Origin of the sequence: Paractinoplanes deccanensis, assembly GCF_016862115.1 — a bacterium.
In the GTDB taxonomy this organism is placed as follows: Bacteria; Actinomycetota; Actinomycetes; order Mycobacteriales; family Micromonosporaceae; genus Actinoplanes; species Actinoplanes deccanensis.
In genome coordinates, this window is sequence record NZ_BOMI01000144.1 from 49,721 (window position 1) to 71,154 (window position 21,434).

19 protein-coding genes are annotated in these 21,434 nt (G+C 73.1%); 8 read left to right on the plus strand and 11 right to left on the minus strand.

Annotated features, from left to right (window positions below; all coding sequences use genetic code 11):
* Positions 1-9: 9 nt before the first annotated feature.
* Complete coding sequence (locus tag Ade02nite_RS34655) at positions 10-1,290, plus strand: alpha-hydroxy-acid oxidizing protein (protein ID WP_203773043.1); 1,281 nt, start codon at positions 10-12, stop codon at positions 1,288-1,290.
* Here the strand turns inward: Ade02nite_RS34655 and Ade02nite_RS34660 are convergent.
* Positions 1,253-2,449 (minus strand): Fic family protein, encoded by a 1,197-nt coding sequence (locus Ade02nite_RS34660; RefSeq protein WP_239169265.1) that lies wholly within the window; start codon positions 2,447-2,449, stop codon positions 1,253-1,255. The genes Ade02nite_RS34655 and Ade02nite_RS34660 overlap by 38 nt on opposite strands.
* A 31-nt stretch (positions 2,450-2,480) precedes the next feature.
* Between Ade02nite_RS34660 and Ade02nite_RS34665 the strand changes: the two genes are divergently transcribed.
* Together Ade02nite_RS34665 and Ade02nite_RS34670 are read left to right on the plus strand one after the other, a co-directional pair.
* Positions 2,481-3,944, plus strand: a complete 1,464-nt coding sequence (locus Ade02nite_RS34665) for a GGDEF domain-containing protein (protein WP_203773045.1) — start codon at positions 2,481-2,483, stop codon at positions 3,942-3,944.
* Positions 3,945-3,956: 12 nt separating this feature from the next.
* The gene (locus Ade02nite_RS34670) at positions 3,957-4,358 is read left to right on the plus strand and encodes a response regulator (protein ID WP_203773047.1); all 402 of its coding nucleotides are present in this window, start codon (positions 3,957-3,959) and stop codon (positions 4,356-4,358) included.
* Here the strand turns inward: Ade02nite_RS34670 and nhaA are convergent.
* On the minus strand, positions 4,349-5,632 hold the full coding sequence (gene nhaA, locus Ade02nite_RS34675; RefSeq protein ID WP_239169266.1) for a Na+/H+ antiporter NhaA: 1,284 nt from the start codon (positions 5,630-5,632) through the stop codon (positions 4,349-4,351). The two genes, Ade02nite_RS34670 and nhaA, sit on opposite strands and share 10 nt — an antisense overlap.
* A 345-nt stretch (positions 5,633-5,977) precedes the next feature.
* Between nhaA and Ade02nite_RS34680 the strand changes: the two genes are divergently transcribed.
* Positions 5,978-6,148, plus strand: coding sequence for a hypothetical protein (locus tag Ade02nite_RS34680; protein ID WP_203773051.1), 171 nt, complete (start codon positions 5,978-5,980; stop codon positions 6,146-6,148).
* A 128-nt stretch (positions 6,149-6,276) separates the two neighbouring features.
* Positions 6,277-7,650, plus strand: coding sequence for a UTP--glucose-1-phosphate uridylyltransferase (locus Ade02nite_RS34685; protein ID WP_203773053.1), 1,374 nt, complete (start codon positions 6,277-6,279; stop codon positions 7,648-7,650).
* Between the two features lie 29 nt (positions 7,651-7,679).
* Here Ade02nite_RS34685 and Ade02nite_RS34690 read toward each other — a convergent pair whose 3' ends face one another.
* Positions 7,680-8,840, minus strand: a complete 1,161-nt coding sequence (locus Ade02nite_RS34690) for a cellulose-binding domain-containing protein (protein ID WP_203773055.1) — start codon at positions 8,838-8,840, stop codon at positions 7,680-7,682.
* 1,067 nt (positions 8,841-9,907) lie between these two features.
* Positions 9,908-10,996 (minus strand): polyprenyl synthetase family protein, encoded by a 1,089-nt coding sequence (locus tag Ade02nite_RS34695; protein ID WP_203773057.1) that lies wholly within the window; start codon positions 10,994-10,996, stop codon positions 9,908-9,910.
* A 110-nt stretch (positions 10,997-11,106) separates the two neighbouring features.
* Between Ade02nite_RS34695 and Ade02nite_RS34700 the strand changes: the two genes are divergently transcribed.
* Positions 11,107-11,511 (plus strand): MarR family winged helix-turn-helix transcriptional regulator, encoded by a 405-nt coding sequence (locus Ade02nite_RS34700; protein WP_203773095.1) that lies wholly within the window; start codon positions 11,107-11,109, stop codon positions 11,509-11,511.
* A 6-nt stretch (positions 11,512-11,517) separates the two neighbouring features.
* Here the strand turns inward: Ade02nite_RS34700 and Ade02nite_RS34705 are convergent, their stop codons facing one another.
* From Ade02nite_RS34705 to Ade02nite_RS34730, 6 genes are all read right to left on the minus strand, one after another.
* Complete coding sequence (locus Ade02nite_RS34705) at positions 11,518-12,579, minus strand: LLM class flavin-dependent oxidoreductase (protein ID WP_203773059.1); 1,062 nt, start codon at positions 12,577-12,579, stop codon at positions 11,518-11,520.
* A 9-nt stretch (positions 12,580-12,588) separates the two neighbouring features.
* Entirely contained in the window at positions 12,589-13,914 is a 1,326-nt protein-coding gene (locus Ade02nite_RS34710) for an LLM class flavin-dependent oxidoreductase (protein ID WP_203773061.1), read from the minus strand.
* A complete protein-coding gene (locus tag Ade02nite_RS34715; protein ID WP_203773063.1) occupies positions 13,911-14,651 on the minus strand; it encodes an ABC transporter ATP-binding protein in 741 nt (246 codons plus the stop codon). Before Ade02nite_RS34715 ends, Ade02nite_RS34710 begins: the two co-directional genes overlap by 4 nt.
* A complete protein-coding gene (locus tag Ade02nite_RS34720; protein WP_203773065.1) occupies positions 14,627-15,463 on the minus strand; it encodes an ABC transporter permease in 837 nt (278 codons plus the stop codon). Before Ade02nite_RS34720 ends, Ade02nite_RS34715 begins: the two co-directional genes overlap by 25 nt.
* Positions 15,460-16,524 carry an ABC transporter substrate-binding protein gene (locus Ade02nite_RS34725; RefSeq protein WP_203773067.1) on the minus strand — a complete coding sequence of 355 codons (1,065 nt, stop codon included), beginning with the start codon at positions 16,522-16,524 and terminating at the stop codon, positions 15,460-15,462. The genes Ade02nite_RS34720 and Ade02nite_RS34725 overlap by 4 nt, the downstream gene beginning before the upstream one ends.
* 127 nt (positions 16,525-16,651) lie before the next feature.
* Positions 16,652-17,848 carry an ROK family protein gene (locus tag Ade02nite_RS34730; RefSeq protein ID WP_203773068.1) on the minus strand — a complete coding sequence of 399 codons (1,197 nt, stop codon included), beginning with the start codon at positions 17,846-17,848 and terminating at the stop codon, positions 16,652-16,654.
* A gap of 108 nt (positions 17,849-17,956) precedes the next feature.
* Between Ade02nite_RS34730 and Ade02nite_RS34735 the strand changes: the two genes are divergently transcribed.
* Together Ade02nite_RS34735 and Ade02nite_RS34740 are read left to right on the plus strand one after the other, a co-directional pair.
* Positions 17,957-18,946, plus strand: a complete 990-nt coding sequence (locus tag Ade02nite_RS34735) for an SDR family oxidoreductase (RefSeq protein WP_203773070.1) — start codon at positions 17,957-17,959, stop codon at positions 18,944-18,946.
* A 76-nt stretch (positions 18,947-19,022) separates the two neighbouring features.
* Entirely contained in the window at positions 19,023-20,615 is a 1,593-nt protein-coding gene (locus Ade02nite_RS34740; RefSeq protein WP_203773072.1) for a peptidoglycan DD-metalloendopeptidase family protein, read from the plus strand.
* Here the strand turns inward: Ade02nite_RS34740 and Ade02nite_RS34745 are convergent.
* Positions 20,543-21,424 (minus strand): alpha/beta hydrolase, encoded by an 882-nt coding sequence (locus Ade02nite_RS34745; RefSeq protein ID WP_239169268.1) that lies wholly within the window; start codon positions 21,422-21,424, stop codon positions 20,543-20,545. The two genes, Ade02nite_RS34740 and Ade02nite_RS34745, sit on opposite strands and share 73 nt — an antisense overlap.
* Positions 21,425-21,434: the final 10 nt, after the last annotated feature.

The following is a 21,434-nucleotide window of genomic DNA, read 5'->3' on the forward strand; positions in this document are numbered from 1 at the left end:
CGTGCGTCCATGTCCACCACGCCTGGCGCCGGGCTGAGCCGGCTCAACACCATCTATCGCGCCGGAGTGCTCGGCCGACGGCCCCGGGTGCCGGCCGACTTCGCCGAGCTCGAACGGCGGGCGCGCCGCGCCAGCAGCCCGGTGGCCTGGGCTTATGTGGCCGGTGGCGCCGGTGAGGGCCGGACGATGCGGCGCAACCGGGCGGCGTTCGACCGCTGGGCGATCGTGCCCCGGATGGCCTCCGGCGCCGTCGAGCGCGACCTCTCCGTCGAGCTGCTCGGCCGCCGCCACCCCACGCCGGTGCTGCTCGCCCCGGTCGGCGCGGGCGCGCTGATGGGCGCCGACAGCGACCTGAAGACCGCCCGGGCCGCGGCGGCGACCGGCACCACGTACATCCTCTCCAACCAGGGCTGCAACCCGATGGAGGACTGCGCGGCCGCGATGGGCGACGCGTCGCGCTGGTTCCAGCTCTACTGGAGCAAGGACGAGGACATGGTCGACAGCCTGATCGCCCGCGCCGAGGCGGCCGGCGCGGGAGCGCTGGTCGTCACCCTCGACACCACCGTGCTGGGCTGGCGGCCACAGGACCTCAACCTCGGGTCGCTGCCGTTCAGCCGCGGCCAGGGCATCGCGCAGTACACGTCCGACCCGCGCTTCCGCCGGATCGTCGCCGAGCGGCTCGGCCGCCCGTCGGCCCGGCCTCAGGTGACGCTCGGCGCGATCCGGACGCTGCTGGCGATGGCACGCAACCACCCCGGCGGGTTCCTGGCCAACCTGCGCTCCCGCGTGCCGCGCGCGTCGGTCGAGACGTTCCTCGACATCTACTCCAACGCCGGGCTGAGCTGGGACCACCTGGCCACGCTGCGCGGCCGTACGAGGCTGCCCGTCGTCCTCAAAGGCATCCTGCACCCCGACGACGCGCGCCGCGCCCTCGACCTGGGCGCCGACGCGATAGTGGTCTCCAACCACGGCGGCCGCCAGGTCGACAACGCCGTGGCCTCCCTGGACGCCCTGATCACCATCCGCGACGCGGTCGGCCCCGCACCCACCCTCCTGCTGGACAGCGGCATCCGCACCGGCGCCGACGTGTTCACCGCCCTGGCCCTCGGCGCCGACGCCGTCCTGCTGGGCCGCCCCTACATGTACGGCCTGGCCCTGGCCGGCCGCCCCGGCGTCGAGGACGTCATCCGCAACATCATCGCCGAGCTGGACCTGACGATGGCCCTGACCGGCACCCCGGCCATCCCCGCGATCACCCGGGACCTGCTGCGCCCGGATACGGCGACGTGAGCGTGAACGGCGTCCGGGCCAGCTCCAGCACCGGCGCCGGAAATCGCGGCCCCTCGACGTAGTAGCGGGCCCGGGTGCGCCCCACCGGCGCGAGCAGCCCGGCGGTGGCGAGATCCCGAAGGTCCCGCTGGGCCTGGTGGAGCGTGAGCCCTTCGGCCTGCTCGTACCGCGTGCGCCGGACCCGCCCGCCGACAGCCACGTCATGCAGCGCCGACACGACCCGCCCGTCCAGGCCGTTGGCGCCCGCGAACGCGGCGAGCTCCTCCCATACGGCGAACGACTGATCGATCCGGTGCTGCACGGTCTGCGCCTGCTGGTGATATGCCGTCAGGTTGAACCGCACCCACCCGGACACGTCCTGGTCGGGGCGGTAGGTGGCGCCGCGCCGCTGGAGTTCCCGGTAGTACTCCCACGTGTTGCCGGGCCTGCCGAGCCACGCCTCGATCGACGAGAACTCCGGGGCCAGCACCCCCTCACGAGCGATCAGGAGCGTCTGGAGCGACCGTGACATGCGGCCGTTGCCGTCCGCCCAGGGGTGGATCGAGACCAGGTGCAGGTGGGCCATGGCCGCCCGGATCAGCGGGTGCGAACCGTCGTCCGCGTTGAGCCAGGCGACCAGCTCGGCCATCAGCTCGGGCACCTCGTCCGCCGCGGGGGCGGTGTAGGCCGCGACCCGCGGGTCCCGGGGATCGGTGACGTAGACCGGTCCGGGCCGCCAGCGCCCGGCCGGCTTGCCCCGGGCGTTGCGGTGCCCCTGGAGCATCCAGTGCAGGGCGTTCAGGAAACCCTTGCTGTAGGCGAAGTCGGCGACGTCGTGCAGCGCCTGCACGTAGGTCATCATCCGCTGGTAGGCAAGGGTTTCCTCGCGGTCCTCGTCCGAGACGTCGACGTCGCGCTCGCCGTCCATCAGGTCCTGGACGTCCTGCGTGCTGACCCGGAAGCCCTCGATGGAGTTCGACGCCGCGACGGCGTCGGCCGTCAGGAACCTGCGGAGTCCGGTGACCCACGTGGCGGGGCGGGTCCGGGTCTGCGCGCGGATCCTGGCGCGCATCTCGTCGATGGCGGTTAGGACGGGGCGGTCGGCCGGAGTGAGGGCCGGGGTGGGAAACAGCACGGCGACCACGATGCCGTGGGTGTCCGGTGGGTCACAACGGCTCACCGGGCGGGGCTCGGCTGTCGACGAAACCGGCATGAGCGCCCCGGGAGTCCGCTGGTTTATGGTCGCCGCCGTGGCCGCGGTCGCGGGTGCGGTGGTCACGTACGGCTCGGATGTCGGGAACGTCGTCTATGTGGCGATCTACCTGGTGCTCTGCGCGCTGAGCTGGCGGGCGGCGCGGCGGGCGGACGGCGACTCGCGGGCGCCGTGGACGCTGATCGCCGTGGCGATGAGCCTGTGGTTCGCCGGGGACGTCGTCGAGATCGTGCAGTACTACGTGTCCTCGGTGCCGACCGTCGGGGTCACGGATCTCTTCTGGCTCGGTGGCTACCCGCTCTTCGCCGTGGCGCTGACCATGATGGCGCGGCGGCGGGCGCCGGGGCGGATGCGGGCGGCCGTGCTCGACAGTCTCACGCTGACCGTCGCGGCCGGCGCGGCGAGCTGGCAGTTCCTGGTCGAGCCGGTGCTGCGGGCCGGGTACGGCCTGGCCGACTCGATCGTCCCGGCGCTCTACCCGGTCGCCGACGTGGTGCTGCTCGCCGGGATGCTCATCGTCGCGCTCTCGCCGGGGACGCGGACCGCGCCGACCCGCCTGCTGCTCGGCGCGATCGGCGTCTACCTGGGCGTGGATCTCGGGTACAACCTTCTGCCGTACGTCCTGGACGCCGCCCTCGTGGAGCGCCTCGGTGCCCTCATCATGCTCGGCAACGCGCTCGCCGTGGCCGCCGGCCTGCACCCGGGCCGGGGCGAGCTGACGCGTCCCGGCGAGCGGGTGTCGCTGCTGCACCCGGCGCGCGTGCTCTTCCTCGGGCTGGCGCTGATGACCACGCCCCTGCTGGCGATGCTCCAGTCGGGCTTCGACCACCGCGAGATCATCCTGGTGGTCGCCACCACCGCGTGCGCCGCCTTCGTCCTGGCCCGGTTCACCACGGCGGTGCGCGAGCAGGAACGCGCGCAGGCCGAGCTGGCGTACCAGGCCCAGCACGACCCGCTCACCGGCCTGGCCAACCGTGCGGTGCTCACCGAGCGCCTCGGGCGCCTGCTGCCCACCGGCGATACGGCGGTCAGCGTGCTCTACCTGGACCTGGACGGGTTCAAGGAGATCAACGACCGGCACGGGCACGACGCCGGCGACGCCGTACTCCAGGCGGTGTCACGGCGGCTGTCGGCGGCCGTACGGGAAACCGATCTCGTCGCGCGCCTGGGTGGTGACGAGTTCGTCCTGTTGTGCCCGGCCACGCCCCGGGTCGACGCGATCCGGCTGGCGGAACGGGTGCTGCACGACGTGGCGCAGCCCATCGCCTGGCACGGGCTCGCCCTGCGGGTCGGCACGAGCATCGGCATCGCCGACCGGCCGCACGGCGCCGAGGCCGGGCCGGCGGCCGTGCTGCGGTCCGCGGACATCGCCATGTACCACGCGAAACGGCAGGGCCGGGGCCGCTGGGCTGTCGCATCCTCCGGCGACGCGCAGCTCGCACCGGAGACAATCGCACCGTAGGAAGGAGCGCTCATGTCCGCCCAGCAGCCCGTCGTCCTCGTCGTCGACGACGATCCGGACATTCTGGAAACCATGTCACTCATGCTGCGCAAGCGCGGCCTCCGGGTGCTGACCGCCGCGGGCCCGGACGAGGCCATGGCCGTGTGCCGGGAGCGGGGCGCGGAGATCAACGTCCTGGTCGCCGACCTGTCGCTGCCCGGCGACCTCAACGGTGATCTCGCCCGTCGCGTCGTCGCCGAGCAGCCGCACGTCAAGGTCGTCTTCGCCACGGGAGTGCCGCGGAACATCGCCCTCGCGACCGGCCTGGTCGACCCGTCGGCGCCCTACCTGCTGAAGCCGGTGGACGCCGACACGCTGGCCTCCGTGGTGCACGGCCTCGTCCCCGCGCGGACGGGCTCCGGCCGTCAGCTCTGATAGACGTCGGGGATCTCGTCGCGGTCCCGGTCGACCTGCTCGGCCTCGTACAGCCGCCGGTAGACGCCGTTGCGCAGGCGCAGGATCACCGTCCCGATCAGGGCCGCGGCGAGCGAGCCGGTCAGCACGGCGACCTTGACGTGGGCGTCGGAGACGGTGCCCGCGCCGAACGCCAGCTCGCCGACGAGCAGCGACACCGTGAAGCCGATGCCGCCCAGCACGGCCAGGCCGGCCACGTCGATCCAGGCCAGGCCCTCGTCGAGGCGCGCCCGGGTGAAGCGCGCGGTCAGCCAGGTGGCGCCGACGATGCCGATCGGCTTGCCGAGCACCAGGCCGGCCATGACGCCGATCGCGACCGGCTCGGTCAGCGCCGAGGTGAGCCCGTCGAGGCCGCCGACCGTCACGCCCGCCGACATCAGCGCGAAGACGGGCACGGCCACGCCGGCGGAGAGCGGCCGGAACCGGTGCTCGAAGTGCTCCGCGAGCCCCGGACCGTCGGCACCGTCGCGGCGCAGCACCGGCACGGCGAAGCCGAGCAGCACCCCGGCGACGGTGGCGTGCACCCCGGAGGCGTGCATGAGCGCCCACGTCGCGAAGGCCAGCGGCAGCAGCAGCCACCACGCCCGCACCCGGCGCTGCACCAGCACGGCGAACAGGGCCAGCGGCGCGAGCATGCCCAGCAGCGGCCACACCGACAGGTGGTCGGTGTAGAAGATCGCGATGATCACGATGGCCAGCAGGTCGTCGACCACGGCGAGCGTGAGCAGGAACGTCCGCAGGGCCGACGGCAGGCAGCGGCCCACGACGGCGAGCACCGCCAGCGCGAAGGCGATGTCGGTGGCGGTCGGGATCGCCCACCCGTCGGTGGCGCCGCCCGCGTTGAACACCAGGTAGATCAGGGCGGGCACGACGACGCCGCCGAACGCCGCGGCGACCGGCACGGCGGCCCGCCGCGGATCGCGCAGGTCGCCCGCGACGAACTCGCGCTTGAGCTCCAGACCGGCCACGAAGAAGAAGATCGCCAGCAGCCCGTCCGCCGCCCACGTGCCGAGCGACAGGTGAAGGTGCAGCGCCTCGGGCCCGATCGCGAAGTCACGCAGCGACTCGTAGCCGCCCGACCACGGCGAATTGGCCCAGACCAGCGCGATCACCGCTCCGGCGAGGAGCAGGGCACCGCCGATGGTCTCCTTGCGCAGCACGTCGGCGATCCGCCGTGCCTCGGGCCAGGAACCTCGGCCGAGGATGGTCGGGACGCGCTTGGGCTGCTGTGTCACGGAAAGTCCTTTCTCAGGGGTCGGTCCATGCATCGCCGACCAGACTTCCCGGCACACCGCCCCCCACCCTACCGGCCGCTCCGGGCATCGACCCGGCCGATGGGGGGTACCCACGCCGGGTGAGCAGGGACAAGACCTACCGGCCGCGCGCGCTCAGCGCCTGGACCCGCACCCATCTGGTGGAGCCGCCGGGAGGCAGCGGCAGCGCGCGGCGGGCGCGCTTCTCCGCGAGGACGGATCGAGGACAGTTACCGCCGATCATGCGGTGCCGGGGCTAGGATTCGGCCCGTCGAAGGGCCCTCCGGCATGTTCGGAACCAGTCCAGAAGACGAACGGGGGTACCACATGAAACGCTCCCTCCGCCGCACCCTCACCACGCTGGCCGTGGCCGGGGCGCTGGCGGCGACCGGCGGAGGTCTCGGCGCCGCGGCGTTGCACGCCAAGCCGCTCCGCGCCGAGGTCGCCCCTGACGCGGGTGCCGGCCACGTGCTGGCCAAGCCGCTGCGGGCCGAGTGACCGCCGGCTGATCTCCGCGAGACGGCGCTTCCCGGCGCTCGGACAGGCCGGGGAGCGTCACCCCGGCACGCGTAGGCACGGCCGATCCGGGGAATGCCTACGATGACGGGAACCACGGAGGATCAGACATGGACGCGCCCCCCTATGTGCACGCGACGCTGACCAAGGCAGAGAAGGACGGCGCGCACCCGGCCGAGCTCGCCGCCCTGCGCCGGCGCCTCGACCAGCTCGACGAGCCCCGTGCCGGCCTGCTTCCCGGCGACGACCTCGAACCGCTGCGCGACGTGGCCGGGCTGGAGGAGCTGCCCGAGCCCTCAGCCGAGCGGGCCCGCGAGATCCTCGACGGCCTCGCCGTGCTCAAGCTGAACGGCGGGCTCGGCACGAGCATGGGCCTGACCGGGCCGAAATCGCTGCTCGAGGTCAAGCCCGGGATGAGCTTCCTCGACGTCCTCGCCACCCAGATCCTGGCCGTACGCGAACGCTACGGCGCCCGTCTCCCGCTGCTGCTGATGAACTCGGCCGCCACCCGGGGGCCTTCGCTCGCCGCCCTCGACCGCTACGACGGCCTGCGCGACCAGCGCGTCCCGCGCGACTTCCTGCAGGGCCGCGAACCCAAGCTGCGCGCCGACGACCGTTTCCCGGTGGAGTGGCCGGCCGACCCCGAGCTGGAATGGTGCCCGCCCGGCCACGGCGACCTCTACACCGCGCTGGCGGCGTCGGGCACGCTCGACCGGTTGCTCGACGCGGGCCTGCGCTGGTGCTTCGTGTCCAACTCGGACAACCTGGGCGCGACCGTCGACGTCCGGCTCGCCGCCTGGGTCGCGGCCGAGGAGATTCCGTTCGCGATGGAGGTCGTGCGCGGCACTCCCGCCGACCGCAAGGGCGGGCACCTCGCCCTGCACCGCGGCCGGGTGGTGCTCCGCGAGACCGCGCAGGTGCCCGACGGCGACAGCTCGTTCACCGACGTCGAGCGCTGGCGGTTCTACAACACCAACAACCTCTGGATCGACCTGCGCGCGCTGCGCCGGCTCCAGCAGGAGGACCCGGCGGCCCCGGCGCTTCCGCTCATCGTCAACCACAAGACCGTCGACCCCAAGGACCCCTCCAGTACGCCGGTGATCCAGCTCGAGACGGCGATGGGCGCGGCGATCGGCTCCATCGCCGGCGCCCGGCCGGTGCTCGTGCCCCGCACCCGGTTCGCGCCGGTCAAGACCACCGACGACCTGCTGGTGGTCCGGTCGGACGCCTACGAGCTGACCGCGGACGGCCGCATGCTCCCCACGTACGACGGCCCTGGTCCGGTCGTGACCCTGGACCGCGAGCGCTTCCGCCTCGTGCCCGGCTTCGAGCGGGCCTTCCCGGCCGGACCGCCGTCGCTGCGCCGCGGCACCCGCCTGCGCGTCGACGGCGACGTGACCTTCGGGGCGAACGTCGTCGTCGAGGGCGACGTCCACCTGACCGGCCCGCGCCACGTCCCGGACGGTGCGGTGCTGCGCGGCTGATGCCGCCCGCCCGGTGACGCTGACGCCGCTCAACAACCGTTGCGGGCACCGCTGACGGCGACGTCGTCGTACCACAGCGTGTCCGCGCCGTCGCCGTAGCTCTCCCACCCGAGGCGCAGGTCGGTGAGCGCCGGCCGCCAGGCGCGGTTGAGCCACTGCCCGTCGATGTCGTGGGTGGGCGTGCCGTCCGCCAGCAGGCCGGGCACCGACGTGCCGTTCAGCCAGGTCTCGATCGTCCCGGCCGAGCCGTCCACCTTGAACTCGACGCAGTTCCACGTGTTGACCGGCAGCGGGGCGGACAGCGCGACCCCGGCGGGGCTCTGCTCGGGCAGGGTCGCGTCGTCGGAGGCACGGTTGAACTGGAGCGCGCCGTTCTGTCCACCGAAGCGCAGGTCGCGGTCGCCGTCCGCGGAGTCGCGCATCGCCACGGCGGTGACGTGCGCGGCGGGCAGCGCGGTGGTGTGCCGCACCCAGAAGCGGACATACCAGACCGTGCCGGCGGTGCCGAGAATCCGGGTGTTGCGGACGAAGACGTGGTTGCAGTACCCGGCCGCCCCGTCGACCCGCAGCGACACCGAGCCGCTGTGCGCGGTCGCCCGGTCGATGACGGCGCGGCCGGCGCCGGAGCAGTCGGGATAGGTCACGGCCCAGTCACCGGCCGGGACGCCGCCCGCCTGCGTCTCGAAGCCGTCGCAGATCGCGGTGGGCACGCACCCCTCCTGCGGACCGGGCGGCGGCGACGTGGTGGACGGCTCCGGGCTCGGGGTGCCACCGCCACCGTCGCAGGCGACACCGTTGAAGCTGAAGGCGGTGGGCGCGGTGTTGCTGCCCGAGTACGTCGCCTGGAAGCCGAACCGCGCCGACGCGCCGGTGGCGAGCGTGCCGTTCCATCCGGCACTCGCCGCCGTCACGACGGCGCCGGCCTGGGTGACGGTGGCGTTCCAGCCGCTCGTGACCCGCTGATCCCCGGCGAACGCCCAGGACAGCGTCCACGACGTGACCGGCGCGCCGCCGTTGGTGACCTGCACGTCCGCGGTGAGTCCGGTGGCCCACTGGTTGGCCGTCCACTGCACCGTGCACACCGGCCCAGCCGACGCCACCGGCGCCCGCACCACGACGAAACTCGCCACTACCAGCGCCGCCGCCACCGCGAGGACCAGGACTTCTTTGATTCGGGAGCGCTCCCACATATCGATGAATATAACTGGGATGGCTCGGCGGCGATAGGTGGGCGCGCACGCGGCCCCGACCTCGTTCCCGACGGGCATCCCGGCCACGCGCTACAGGCGCTCGATCGAACGCTTGCTGTCGCCCGGAGGCCGCACGGTGCGAGATGCCGGCGGTTCTCTCGCGCGCCGTCGCCGCGCCGGGCCTAGAAAGAACGTTCTTTCTGCCCCTTGGCGAGCCGCTGCACCCGGACAAGCTGGCGCGGAGTGCGCGACAGAACGTTCTTTCTGCCCCTTGGCAAGCCGCTGCACCCGGACGAGCTGGCGCGGAGTGCGAGACAGAACGTTCGTTCTGCCCCTTGGCAAGCCGCTGCACCCCGACGCGACAGAACGTTCGTTCTCTGTGCAGCGGCCGAGCCCGCGCGCTGCGCGAGACAGAACGTTCGTTCTACCCACGGAGTGCCCCACCGCCACGCGAGCGCCAGACACAACGTTCGCCCTTCCACAACCCGCTCGACCATCACCGGCGCGCACAAGACAGAACGTTCCTTCTCCCGCGACCCGCCAACCGCTACACAACCAAGAGACAGAACGTTCCTTCTGCCCACGGACCGCGCCATGGCCACGCGAGGGCCAGACACAACGTTCGCCCCTCCCACAACCCGCCCGACCCCGACCGCGCGCACAAGACAGAACGTTCCTTCTCCCGCGACCCACCAAATCGCCACCCGAGCACGAGACAGAACGTTCGTTCTCCCCACGACCCGCCCGACCCCGACCGCGCGCCCCAGACAGAACGTTCGTTCCCTCTGCGCACCGGCGGGGCGCTCGGTGCGCCGCCGGCCGCCGAGGCGGCCCACGCCGCGCGGCGGCGAGGCCGCGAGACAGAACGTTCGTTCTGGTGGGGCGTTCGGGCCGCCGCACGACGCGGCGGTGCACTGCGGCGGCAACTGCCGGCGCTGACGGGTAACAGGGCCACGGCGCCCGGGCGTGAGGCGGTGGCGAGCCTTGCCGGCACTGTCACCCGCGCCGCGCGGGTCTCAGGGCGGGGTGGGCCGCCGCGAACCAGGCCGGACCGTGGGCGCTCCCCCTCAGGAGACTCGATCTGTTGCCGCGTGGGCGAGCGCGGCCAGCACCGGCCGGCTCGATTCGTCGATGGGGGTGGTGGCCAGGGCCGCCAGGGAGCGGTCCAGCAGGTCGGCGATGGTGTGTTCGACGGTGGTGAGGGCGCCGGTGTCCACGATGATCTCGCGGAGCGTGGCGATGCCGGCGGCGTCGAGGGTGGGGTTGCCGAGCAGGGATTCGATGAGGGCGGTTCGCTTGTCGCCAGAGCGTTCGAGGGCCAGGGCGACCAGGACCGTGCGCTTGCCTTCGCGCAGGTCGTCGCCGGCCGGTTTGCCGGTGCGGGCCGGGTCGCCGAAGACGCCGAGGATGTCGTCGCGCAGCTGGAACGCCTCGCCGAGGGGCAGGCCGAAGGCGGAGAAGCCGGCCAGCAGCTCGTCGCCGGCGCCGGCCAGGCGGGCGCCGAGGAGCAGCGGGTGCTCCACCGTGTATTTGGCGCTTTTGTAGCGGACGACCCGGCGGGCTCGTTCCAGGGCGCCCCGGGGCCGGCGGCCGGCGATCGCCTGTTCCAGCAGGTCCAGGTATTGGCCGCCCATCACCTCGGTGCGCATCCTGTTGAAGGTCGGGCGGCCGCGGGCCAGGGCGACCTGGTGCAGGCCGCTGCCGCTGTAGAGCTCGTCGCTCCACGCCAGGCACAGGTCACCGGCGAGGACAGCGGCCGACACGCCGAAGTGGTCGGCGTCGCCGTGCCAGCCGTTGCGGCGGTGCTCGGCGGCGAAGCGGCGGTGGATCGCGGGGGCGCCGCGGCGCAGGTCCGAGTCGTCCATGACGTCGTCGTGGATCAGGGCGGCCGCCTGGAAGAACTCCAGGGCCGCCGACGCTCGCACGATGCCGGGGCCGTCGGGGGCCCCGGTGGCGCGCCACGCCCAGTAGCAGAAGGCGGCGCGGAGTCGCTTGCCGCCGCTCATGAAGTCGGTCATGGAGCGCACGACCGGGGTGCAGTCGGCGCTGACGTCGGCCAGTGACGCTGCCTGGGACGCCAGGAACTCCTCGATCGCCTGGTTCACCCGGCCGGGAAGGGCATGCGACGGCGGCGCGGCGACTGTCTCACCTGTCATGAATCTTGTTATACGTGTAGTTAGAAAATCTTGCTACCCGAGAGCCGTATGATGCCACGGTGACGAGGCGGGAACAGCGGAGCAGCGACCTGGCCCGCGCGGTTCGCGATGTGCTCCAGGCCAACGGCGAGGCGGCGCACAGCCTGGCCCGCCGGCTGGGGGTGGGCATCACCGACGCCGTGGCGCTCGACTACCTGCTGAGCAGCCCGGACGGGCTCGGGCCGACCGAGCTGGGCCAGCGCCTCGGCATCCGGTCGGCGTCGGCCACCACGCTCGTCGACCGCCTCGACGCGGCCGGGCACGCGCACCGGGTCCGGCACCCGTCCGACCGGCGGCGGCAGACAGTGGTCGCGACGGATCACGCGTACGAGGAGGTGCGCACCGCCCTGGCGCCGTTGCTGGAGCGGATCGAGCAAGCGGCGGCCCGCCTGGGATCGGAGCAGGCCGCCGCGACGACGACGTTCCTTCGTGAAGTAGCCGCGGCGATGCGGGACTACGCGGCCGACAAGGAGTAGAGGCGGTCAGGCGGCCGACAGGGAGTGAAGCCGGCCGAGGAGGGCGTCGCCCACCCGGGCGGTCTCCTGCCTGTACGGCGTGTCCGACAGCACGAAGTGGGTGATGCCCAGGCCGGCGTAGCGGAGCAGCGCGGCGCTCACGTCGTCCGGTGAGCCCACCAGCCACGTCGTGCCCGCGCCGCCCCCGCCGTAGCGGCCGGGCGCCGTGTAGAGGTTGGTGTCGAGCACGTCGCCGCGCGCGGCCAGGTCGAGCAGCCGCTGCTGGCCGACGGCCGGGCCGCGCAGCTGGTCGAAGCGCGAGCCGGCATGCGCGGCGAGCGAGGCGACCTTCGCCTCCGCGTCGTGCCAGGCCTGCGCTGTGGTGTCGCGTACCAGCGTGGTGATGCGCAGCCCGAACTCGAGCGGCGGCAGGTCACGGCCGAGCTTCGCGCTCAGCCCGCGCAGCCGGTCGATGCGCTCGGCGATGCCGTCGAGCGGTTCGCCCCAGAACAGTTGGACGTCGGCCTCCGTCGCCGCCACCCGCTCGGCGGCCGCGGACGCCCCGCCGAAATAGAGACGCGGTCCGGTGCCGTGCGGCCGCGGCGTGACCGTCGAGTTGGTGACGCTGAAGTGCTCCCCGGCGTACGTCACGTTCTCCTCGGTCCAGAGCCGGCGCACGATCCGCATGAACTCCTTGGTGCGGGCGTACCGCTGCTCCTGCTCGCCCTCGACGTCGCCGTACGCGGCGAGATTGTCCTGCCCGCTCACGATGTTGACGAGCAGCCGGCCGCCGCTGAGGTGGTCGAGGGTGGCCGCCGCGCTGGCGAAGTGTGCCGGCTGCCAGTAGCCGGGCCGGATCGCGGCGAGCGGCCGGAACGTGGTGGTGCGCGCCGCGAGCGCGGTGGCGACCGTGAACGTGTCGGGCCGTCCCCAGCCGGTGCCGATCAGCGCACCGGACCAGCCGTGCCGCTCGGCGAGGCGGGCCAGCTCCACGGAGTGCTCGAGGGTGCCGTACCCGTCGACCGCGTCGTCGCCCCGGTGGCCCGGCTCGACGGTGTTCGGGATGTACCAGAGAAAGGTGAGGCTCATCGGCGTCTCCTAGACGAGCGCGAAACGGTCGGCGGGGCGCGGCAGTCCGTAGTGCTCGCGCAGCGTCGTGCCGTCGTATTCCGTACGGAACAGCCCGCGCTCTTGCAGCAGGGGCACGACCTTGGCGGCGAACGCCTCGATGCCCGAGGGCAGCACCGCGGGCATGATGTTGAAGCCGTCCGCGGCGCCGTTGTCGAAGTAGTGCTGGATGGTGTCGGCGATCTGGAGCGGGGTGCCGGCGAACGTCCGGTGACCGCGCCCGCCGCCGAGCTTGCCGATGAGCTGCCGGACGGTCAGGTTGTCGCGGCGGGCCCAGTCGACGATCAGCGTGTAGCGGCTCTTGGCGCCCTCGATCTCGTCCTCGCCGGGCAGGTCGGCGGGGAGCGGGGCGTCGAGGTCGAGCACCGCCGGGTCGACGCGCAGGGTCTGGGCGAGCTGGGCCAGCGCGTACCGCGGAGCGATCAAACGGTCGAGCTCCGCGTCGAGCTCGCGGGCCTCACGCTCGGTGTCGCCGATGACCGGCACGATGCCGGGCAGCACCACGACGTGGTCGGGGTCGCGCCCGGCCGCCACGGCCCGGCGCTTGATGTCGGCGTAGAAGGCCTGGCTCTCGGCGAGCGTCGGCTGGGCGGTGAAGACGGCCTCGGCCCACCTGGCGGCGAACTCCTTGCCGTCCTCGGACGAGCCGGCCTGCACGAGCAGCGGGTGCGCCTGCGGCGAGCGCGGCAGGTTGAGCGGCCCGTCGACCCGGAACCAGGGGCCGCGATGCTCGATGCCGCGAACCCGGTCGTGCCGGGCGTGCACCCCGGCGGCCTTGTCGGCCACCACGGCGTCGTCCGCCCAGCTGTCCCACAGTTTCGTGGCGACCTGGAGGAACTCGTCGGCGCGCTCGTAGCGCGAACGGTGCAGCGGCTGGTCGTCGAGCCCGAAGTTGCGGGCGGCCGCGTCGCCGGCGGTGGTGACGATGTTCCAGCCGGCCCGCCCGCCGGAGAGGTGGTCGAGCGAGGCGAAGCGGCGTGCCAGGTTGTAGGGCTCGTTGTACGAGGTGGAGGCGGTCGCGATGAGCCCGATCCGGCGGGTCGTCACGGCGAGCGCGGCCAGCAGCACCGTCGGCTCCAGCTTGCCGGAGGGCCGGCGGCCCGGGTCGCTCCACAGCACCGGGCTGTCGGCCAGGAAGACCGAGTCGAACTTGGCGTCCTCGGCGACCCGGGCCAGATGCTGATGAGCTTCCAGGGACAGGTTCGCGTACGGGTCGGAGCCCGGCAGCCGCCAGGACGCCTCGTGGTGCCCGGTGTCGTGCAGGAACAGGTTGAAGTGCAACGTCCGGCGGCTCATCGTCGGTCCTCCTCGGTGACGCCGAGCTCGTCGAGCAGGAACGCGCGCAGCTCGGCGAAGCGCGGATCGTGGCGGGAACGGCGGGTCAGGTCCACACGGACGTCGGTGCGCACCACCCCGTCGTCGAGCTGGATCACCCGGTCGGCGAGCGCGATGGCCTCGTCGACGTCGTGGGTGACCAGCAGGACGGCGGGCCGGTGCCGTTCGCAGAGCTTGCGCAGCAGGGCGTGCATCCTGATCCGGGTGAGCGCGTCGAGCGCGCCGAACGGCTCGTCGGCCAGCAGCAGCTGCGGTTCCCGGACCAGCGAGCGCGCCAGCGAGACGCGCTGCTGCTCGCCGCCGGACAGCTGGTAGGGCCACGCCCGTTCCCGTCCTTCGAGGCCGACCTCGGCGAGCGCGTCGCGGCCCCGGCGGTCGGCGTCCGCGCCGCGCAGCCCGAAGACGACGTTGGGCAGCACCCGCTTCCAGGGCAGCAGGCGGGAGTCCTGGAAGACCACCGACACCGCGCCCGGCACGGTGATCTGCCCGTAGCCCTCGACGTCGCGATCGAGGCCGGCCAGCGCCCGCAGCAGCGTGCTCTTGCCGGTGCCGGAGCGCCCGATCAGCGCCACGAACTCGCCGGGCGCGATGTCGAGGTCGAGGCCGTTGAGCACGCCGCCGTTGCGGCTGAAGCTGCGGTGCAGGTTGCGCACCCGTACGGCCGGGGCCGTGATCAGGTGTCCAGGGTCCGCCGCCATGCGAGGGCCCTCCTCTCGGTGAGCCGGACGGCGGTGTCGGCGAGGTAGCCGAAGACGCCGTAGATGACCAGGCCGACCACGATCACGTCGGTCTGCCCGTACTGCTCGGCCAGGGTGATCATGTGGCCGACCCCGCTGGTCGCGTTGTACTGCTCCACCACGACCAGGCCGAGCAGCGACGAGGTCACCGCGAACCGCATGCCGAGCAGGAAGCCGGGCAGCGCGCCGGGCAGCACGACGTGCCGGACGAACTCGCCGCGGCCGATCCCGATCGTCTCGGCGAGCTCGGCGTAGCGGCCGTCGATGCCGCGCAGCCCGTTGTGCGTGTGCACGTAGATCGGCACCATGCTGATCAGCGCGATCGTGACGATCTTCATCTCCTGGCCGATGCCGAACCAGGCGATGAAGAGCGGGATCAGCGCGAGCGTGGGCACCGACCGCTTGATCTGGATCGGCCCGTCGATGAGCGACTCGCCCGCCCGGGACAGCCCGGAGACCACCGCGAGCACGGCGCCGGCCAGCACACCGAGGCCGAGCCCGAGCGCCGCCCGCGCCAGCGAGGAAAGGATGTTGCCGAGCAGGTCGTGGTCGGTCCACTGCTCCTGGAACGCGGTGACGACGTCCCACGGCGCGGTGAGGATCGCGGGTTTGATCAGGCCGGTGGCCGAGCCGGCGGCCCACACGGCGAGCAGGACGATCGGGCCGATCCAGAAGGAGAACCGGATGCGGCGGCCGGGACCGAGCCGGCGCCGCAGCACCCGCCGGTCGGTGGTGTCGGTGGTGCGTTCGCTCACGTGCAGGGTGGCCGTCATGACGCGTCCCCGGTGACCACCTCGGCGCCGGCGGCCGCGGCCTCGACCGGTTCGAAGCGGCGGTCGACCAGCGTGCCGGCGTCGAGCTTGTCGTGTCCCTGTTTCTCGGCGAGCAGGTCGGCCGTCGCCTGGAGCCGCGCGATGGCGTTGTCCCAGGTGGCCGGGATGCCGGCGGAGCCGTCCAGGTCGGTCACGGTCTTCGCGTCGGCCTCGTTGAGGCCCTGGACGTCCTGGAGGTACGCCTTCGCGTACTCCTTCGGGTGCTCGTTCTGCCACAGCAGCGCCTTCGCGCGCACGCCGACGTACACCTTGAGGGCGGCGGCCTTGCCCGCGTCCTGCACCGACGACGTGAGGCAGTAGAGGGTGGCGGCGTCGTCGCGGATGCCGGTCTTGATCGAGGTGGCACCCGGGTACTTGCGCTCGTAGATCTTGACGTTCGCGGCGCCGAGCGGCGCCACGTCGACGGCCTTGCCGCCCAGCGCGGTCACGTACGAGTCGCCCGTGCTGGTCAGCTCGACCAGCGTGACGTCCTTCTCGGTGAGGCCGGCCTTCTCGAGCACGCGCAGCACGAGCGCGCCCTGCGCCTGCCCCGCGCTGTAGGCGATCTTCTTGCCGCGCAGGTCGGCGAGCGAGCCGACCCGTACGCCGGGAGCGATGCCGAGCTCGTAGATCGGATACTTCAGCGGGTCGATCGTGACCGACTGGAAGACGATCTTCGTCGAGGTGCCCGTCCACGCCGCGAACAGCGACGGGATGTCGGCGACCGCGCTGCAGTCGAGCTTGTCGGCGCGGAACGCCTGGATGCTCTTCGGGCCGCCGCTGATGTTGGCCCAGGCGACCCGCACGCCGGCGTCGGCCAGCTCCTGGTCGAGGCCGGACGCCTGAAGGACGGCCTGGATCGCGGGGTCGCCGATGCGGAGCTCGGTGCCGCCCGGCACGGAGTCGGGCAGCGCGGCGGTCAGTTCGAGCGTCGCGGCCGAGCCGCTGCCGCCACAGGCGGAGACGGCGAGCAGGGCGGCGCTGAGCACAGCGGCGGCGAGGGTCCGGGGATGTCGGATCATGAGCGGTCCTTTTCGTACGAGGGCCAGAAAGCATCGACCGGCGTCAGTGCCGACCAGCGCTCAATTCATACTAAGCCGCTAGGATTAAAGGGCAACATTGCGCCGGACTGAAATAACTCGGCGCGCGCTACGCCAGCGGGGCCGCGTACACCTGATCGAGCGCGATCGCCCCACCCGCGGTGGGCAGCACCGCCCCGCCGAAGCTGGTCGAGCGCACACAGGCGGCGGCCGCCTGGCCCGCCGACGACCGGGCGGCCGCCTCGGCGCGCACCGTGGCGAGACAGTCGGGCAGCCGGTCGGCGCCCCGCTCGGCCACCACCAGCACCTCGGGGTCGAACAGGTCGAGCAGCAGCGCCACGGCCCGCCCGACCAGCCGCGCACGCTCCCGCAACAGCGCGAGGGCCGGCCCGCTGCCCCGTTCGGCCGCGTCCACCAGCGCCCGGAACTCCGGCTCGCGGATCAGGCCCTCGGCAAGCGCGCGGCGCACCAGGGTCCGCTCCGACACGGCGGCCTGCAGACAACCCGCGCGTCCGCAGGCGCACGGCTCGGCGCAGCCCTCGACCGGCAGATGCGCGACAGCGCCCGCGGCCGACCGCGGCCCCTGGTGCACGGCACCGCCGGTCGCGAACGCCACGTCGACGACGTTGCCCACGAACAGGTGCACCGCGCTGCCGCGGGCCTGCCGGGCGGCCCCGCCGAACAGCTGCTCGGCCTTGAGCAGAGCCCGCGAGTTGGTGTCGAGACGCACCGGAAGGCCGGTCGCCTCGGCGAGCACGGCCCCGGCCGGCACGGCGCGCCAGCCGAGCAGCGGGTGCTCGACCACCACGCCGCGGGCCGCGTCGACCCAGCCGCCGGTGGCCAGCCCGAGCCCGAGCACCGCACGCCCGCGGCCGTGGTCGCGCCGAAGGCCCGCGACATGCGCCGGCACCGACCCGAGCACGTCCGCGGGCCGGCGGGAGACGTGCGGCTCCTGCCGTTGCGCGAGCACACGTCCCCGCAGGTCGAGCAGCGCCACGGTGACCCGGCTGACCGAGATGTGGGCACCCACGACGGCAACCGTCTCGGGGTCGATGTCCACCGGCACGTGCGGCCGGCCCACACCGGGCGGCCCGGCCGCCTCGGGCACCTCCCGGACGAGCCCGCGCTCGACCAGCGAGCCGACGATCCCGCTGACCGAGGCGGCCGACAGCCGCGCGGCCCGGGCAACCGAACTGCGCGCGATCGGCCCGTGGTCGAGGATCGCCCGCAGCACCGCCCCCGTCGACTCCCGCGGCCCGCGCGACCCGGCCCGCGGCAGGTCATCGCGCCGGGTGGTGCTGCCCATGCGCACACAGTAGGGCGAGATCCGGCCGGAACGGCCCGCCTGTAACCGGACGTTCGAGGGTCGGTAACAGCCGGCTTAGCCGCCCGCGATCCGGGTAGAGCCGATGCCATGCCCAGACCGGTGTCCGAACAGGTAGTCGTCATCACGGGAGCGTCCAGCGGCATCGGCCGGGCCACCGCGCTCGCCTTCGCCGCGCGCGGCGCCAGGGTGGTGTGCGCGGCCCGCACCGAGCGGGCGCTCGACTCGCTGGCCGAGCAGATCAACGGCGCCGGCGGTACGGCCGTCGCGGTGCCCACCGACGTCGCCGACCCGGTGGCCGTCGCCGCCCTGGCCGAGGCCGCCGAACAGCGGTTCGGCCGCGTCGACACCTGGGTCAACAACGCCGCCGTCGGCGTCTGGGGCCGCGTCGAGGAGATCAGCGCCGCCGAGTTCGAGCGGGTCATGCGGGTCAACTTCCTCGGCCACGTGCACGGCATCCACGCCGCCCTGCCCGCCCTGCGGCGAGCCGGCGGCGGCGCGCTCATCGGGGTCGTCTCGGCCGAGGGCGTGCGCAGCATCCCGTTGCAGGCGCCGTACACGGCGAGCAAGTTCGCGGTGCGCGCGCTCCACGACAGCCTGCGCGGCGAGCTGGTGCAGGAGGGCACGCCGATCGCGGTGACGACGATCCTGCCCGCGTCGATCGACACCCCGTTCTTCGAGCACGCCCGCAGCAAGCTGGGCGTCATGGTCAAGCCACCCCCGCCGGTGTACGCGCCGGAGCTCGTCGCCGACACCATCGTCCACGCCGCCGAGCACCCCCGGCGCGAGATCACGGTCGGCGCGGCCGCCGCGGCGTTCGGCCTGGCCCAGCGGCTCGCGCCCGCGCTGACCGACGCGCTGCTGGCCGTACGCCGCCTCGGCAGCGGCACCCAGCGGACGGACCGCCCGGCCAACCGCGCCGACAACGTCGACGAGCCGCTCGCCGAACCGGGCCGGATCCACGGCACCCACCCGGGAACGGTGCTGAAGCGCAGCCCGTTCACCACCCTGATCGCCCGGCGCCGCCGCCCGGGCGAGCTCCTGCTGTCGGCCGTGCGCCGGGTGAGTGCCAAGTCGTAGTCGCCTTCGGGACAACGACGAGCGCCCGGCCGGGATGGCTTCCTACCTTCGGGGCCTCTACTACGGGGGAGGAACCATGCAGGAGCATTCAGCACCAGCGCCGGAGGAGCGTGCCGACTCGCCACGGCCGGCGTTCGCGTTGCCGTTCAGCTGCGGCGACGTCTGGGAACTGCGGAGCCGCGCGAACCACAATCCGCAGTGGGGCAAGATCGACTTTCATCGGCCGGAGGGTGGCACCCTCGGATCGCCGGTGCTGGCCAGCGCGGCCGGCAGGGTCACCGAGCTGGACGAGAAGATGGGCGGGGTCGAGCTCGCCCACGGCAACAACTGGTACACGCTCTACCTGCACATGAAGCCGGTCGTGGTACGGAAGAACCAGCGGGTCGGCAAGGGCCAGGTGATCGGTTACGTCGGCAACGTCGGCGTCACGGGCAGCGGCAAGCTGCCTCACCTGCACTACGAGCAGGGCCACGGGCGCGGGGAGGCCGGCGACGTCGACTTCGACGGCGGCGAGAGCGCCGACCGCCGGCGCCCGGTTCTTCAGGGCGTCGCTGTGCGCCTCGACGGCGACAGCCCCGTCATGCCGAGCACGAACACCTGCCCGGGCGGCGGATCGCCGTCCGGCCTGGCCGAGATGCCGAAGATGCGGGGCATCACGCAGCTGCACCTCTTCGTCCGCCGCTACGGCGACGACGCGCTGGTGCACCGCTGGCTGGAGAAGTCGTGGGCGCAGGAGCAGATGCGCGACACCCGGCTCGCCGACAAGCCCGCGGTGGCCGCCTTCCTGGACGGCATCAGCGTCGTGTCGCGCGAACACGACAACCGGGTCTCGGAGTGGCGCTACACGGTCGACGGCGGCTGGCACAAGGCCTACCTGCAAGGGTTTCTGCTCAGTCCCCCGGTGATCCTCTACTGGCCGCGGGACCGCAACCTGCACGCCGTCGGCCGCGGCACCGACAGCCGGCTGTGGCATTGGTGGAGCGCCGGGAACGGGCAATGGTCGAAACCCGAGCTCGTCGACCCGTCTGCGCACCTCGCCGGGACACCCGCGCTCGCCGTGCACCGGCACGCTCTGCACATCATCGCCCGCACCACCGACGACAAGGTGCGGGACTGGATGTACGCCCACACCAAGTGGGAACGGGGCGACCTGCCGGGCGCCGCCACCGCGAGCCCCGCGACGGTGACGTACGACGGCGAGCTGTGGGTCTACGCGCGCGGCACCGACGGTCACCTGTGGCGGTGGCGGAGCGGAGAGGACAGGGAGCTCGGCTCGGTGCAGCCGAAGTGGCGCAGCGCCCGGCTCATGGACGGCAGCGTCGACCTCGGCAACGCGCCGGCCGCGACCGTCTACCGCGACCAGGTCCACGTCGTCGCCCGCACCACCGACAACGCGATCCACCACTGGTGGGGCCGCAAGACCACGTGGCAGCACGAACGGCTTCCCGGCGCGTTCACCGCCGCGCCCAGCATCAGCGCCTTCGGCGATCAGCTCCACATCGCCGGCCGCGGCACCGACGGCAAGCTCTACACCGTCTGGTACGACGGCAAGTGGAACACCACCAGCCATCAGGTCCCCACGCCGGGTGAGCGGCCCTACCCGGCGGCCAGCTTCACGATCCGGTCGGCGACCAGGCCGGCGCCGCGCGGGTCGAAGAGGATCGTGTAGTGGTTCACGTCCGGCACGTGCTCGACGGCGACGCGGGTGCGGTCGAGGCCCGCGGCGGAGAGGCTGCTCCCGTCGTACAAACCCTGGTCCTGATCTTGCAGTCCGCGCTGGGCCCAGAGGAGGCGCGCCGGGCAGGTCAGCCGGTGCACGGCGTCGACCGTGCGCCGGTCGATCAGCGTGTCGGTGGCGTCGGCGCGGACGGCGTCGATCGAGCACGAGGAGCGCATCTCGGGCGGCGTTCCGGTCACATCCCGCAGCGCGTACGCCTCGACGGCGGGTGACCACGCGTCCCGCAGCGCCGGGTGGGCGCGGAAGAAGCTCGCGTACGCCCGCTCGTCGGCGAAGGTCATCGACAGCCGGCTGATGGCCGGGCCGACGACCGCCATCAGCACCTCGTCGACGTCGGTGTCCGGCGGTACGGGGATGGCGACGCCGCCGTCGACCAGCAGCACGCCGCTGACCCGCCCGGGATGCGCGGCGGCCGTCGCGGCCACCACGAAACCGCCCATCGAGTGCCCGGCGAGCGGCACCCGGTCCAGCCCCAGGTGGTCGGCCACGGCGATCAGGTCGGCGACGTGCGCTGCCATGCCGTACGGGCCGGGCAGGCCGTTGCTCCGCGCCCGGCCGCGCAGATCGGGCGCGACCAGCTGGACCCGGCCGGCGAGCGCCTCGGCGACCCGGGCGAACGAGAGCGCGTTCGCGGTGATGCCGTGCGCGGCGAGAACCACCGGACCGTCACCCGGCCACCGGCACACGCGCAGCAGTCCGCCGGGTACGGGAACGTCGAACTCCTCCGGGCCCATCGTCATGATCCGAACT